Annotated in this window: 3 protein-coding genes; all 3 read right to left on the reverse strand. The window is 34.3% G+C overall.

Going from position 1 to position 2,116, the window contains the following annotated elements; all coding sequences use genetic code 11:
* Nucleotides 1–370: WbqC family protein (locus AB4496_RS27470; protein ID WP_372133138.1), on the reverse strand; the 370-nt coding region annotated here is incomplete at its 3' end.
* Nucleotides 367–1,476 (reverse strand): DegT/DnrJ/EryC1/StrS aminotransferase family protein, encoded by a 1,110-nt coding sequence (locus AB4496_RS27475; RefSeq protein WP_009847948.1) that lies wholly within the window; start codon nt 1,474–1,476, stop codon nt 367–369. The genes AB4496_RS27475 and AB4496_RS27470, both read right to left, overlap by 4 nt.
* On the reverse strand, nt 1,473–2,111 hold the full coding sequence (locus AB4496_RS27480) for a sulfotransferase (RefSeq protein ID WP_009847949.1): 639 nt from the start codon (nt 2,109–2,111) through the stop codon (nt 1,473–1,475). The genes AB4496_RS27475 and AB4496_RS27480 overlap by 4 nt, the downstream gene beginning before the upstream one ends.
* Nucleotides 2,112–2,116 lie beyond the last annotated feature (5 nt).

Consider the following 2,116-nt stretch of genomic DNA (forward strand, 5'->3'; position numbering starts at 1 on the left):
CTATGCTATTGGTTATAAAGTCAGATAAGCTCTCTGATTTATAACCAATGATTTTACTTACCAAAGCGTAAGTTTCTTCAAAATGAGGGGCTCTTTTATAATTTAACTCAATTGTTTTAAGAAATTTGCTCTTCCATAATGAGATTTGGGGAGATAGCAATATTTCATTTATACGCCTATTCTGGCTAGCATTAACCAGAGGCATTGTAAACATTTTTGGCTCTCCGGATATTAATATCCGATTCCTATTTACCCATCCTTTTTTTATATAGTTGACATCATCATAAATTATAAATTTGTCGACTGACTTAATTAGCTCAAAATAACCGAAGTATGGGAAAAAGTAGGGTTGCATTATTGCTACTTTCATCGTGAGGCCCTAATCACATCAATTACGTTACTTGCATCATCTATATTAAGGTCAGAGTATATTGGGAGGCATAAAACTCTAGCACTTATTTTTTTTGCAACGCTAAGACTACCTTGTCTAAAAATTTCTCGATTGTTTTTATAAACATCAAAATCAGATACTAGCGGATAAAAGTATTTTCTAGATAAAATATTGTTATCTTTTAATATTTCATAAAGCATATCACGATCAATACCAAATTCACGTTCATTAACTACTATTGGAAAGTATGAGTAATTATATTTTACGTTATCAGATTCCTTCAGAACTTCGATACCAGGCACGTCAGATAGCTTTTCACGGTACAAATCAGAAATGCTCTTGCAATGAGTGATTTGCTCCTCAACATACTTTAACTGAGCTAAGCCAAAAGCAGCCTGTACTTCATTCATTTTGCCATTAATCCCAATATCAACCACCGATTCTTCTCCAGCAAAGCCAAAGTTTTTCAAGAAATCGATCTTTTTCTTCATATCAGGACAGTTTGTTATTAGAGCTCCACCTTCAATCGTATTGAATACCTTTGTTGCATGAAAACTCATCATTGATAAGTCACCGAAATTTAAAATAGACTCACCGTCAACTTCAACACCAAAGGAATGAGCTGCATCATAGAAAACTTTCAAATCATATTTATCAGCAATAGATTTTAGAGCTTTTACATCACATGGGGTTCCATAAACATGAACTGGCATTATAGCTTGCGTTTTTTCAGAGATTAAGCTCTCTATCTTAGAGGGATCCAAATTATAGCTATCGGGATCTATATCACAAAACACAGGGGTACAACCATTCCATTCAATTGCATGAGAAGTTGCTACAAACGTAAAAGGAGTGGTGATAACTTCTCCAGTTATCCCTAAAGCTTTGAGACCAGTCAATAAAGCAATAGTACCATTACAAAATAAAGAAACGTACTTAACTCCAAGATGGTTGGCTAAAGCTCTTTCTAGTTCTTGGTGATAATGCCCCCCATTAGTAAGCCATTTCCTATCCCAGATATCCTCTAGCATTTGGTTAAATTCACTAAGAGGCGGAAATGAGGGCTGTGTTACTTTAATTTTCATGTCTTATTCTCCCAAGGAAAAGAGCCATCGCTCTCAACACGAACCCCTACAAAATCCGCAAGCTTTTGATAAGAGTTTGTCTCCGCAACATTTAAAACCAATAAATTTTCTGGCTTATCTTTAAAGAATTCTTTTACGTCCTTCTCGTGCTTTTCGTATAAATCCATGTAATGCTTCTTATCATAAAGCGGTACGTTTGGATAACCATACATAACTTTCATTGCATCCAAACTATACCCTTTATAGCGATACATAGAGTTATCTAGATCATGTTTAGAGGGTAAGCTATTCTTATCAGTTGAAAAGACTTTGGAATGAAACCGAGTAAGAGACTCATACCACTGCTCTGAAGAATCTCTCAACGTCAAAATAAACTTGGCATTTGGGTATTGTTCAAAGATTTTTATATATGTTCCAGGTAGAGAAAAAGGAATATCTTGAAAAGCGTCAGCCATTTCACAAAATCTGAGTATTTTTTCAAATTGATTATTATTCCAATCAAATATTAGCATTTCCGCTGTTGCTTGGTCCCCTAAAGTAAAACCAAATAATCGAAATGCATTTTCTAATGAAGTTGTACCTGTTTTATTGAACCCTATACAGAAATACTTTGTGTTATTGTTAATTGCACTCATTTATA

Origin of the sequence: Vibrio sp. 10N.222.46.A1 (assembly GCF_041473595.1) — a bacterium.
In the GTDB taxonomy this organism is placed as follows: domain Bacteria; phylum Pseudomonadota; class Gammaproteobacteria; order Enterobacterales; family Vibrionaceae; genus Vibrio; species Vibrio tasmaniensis_A.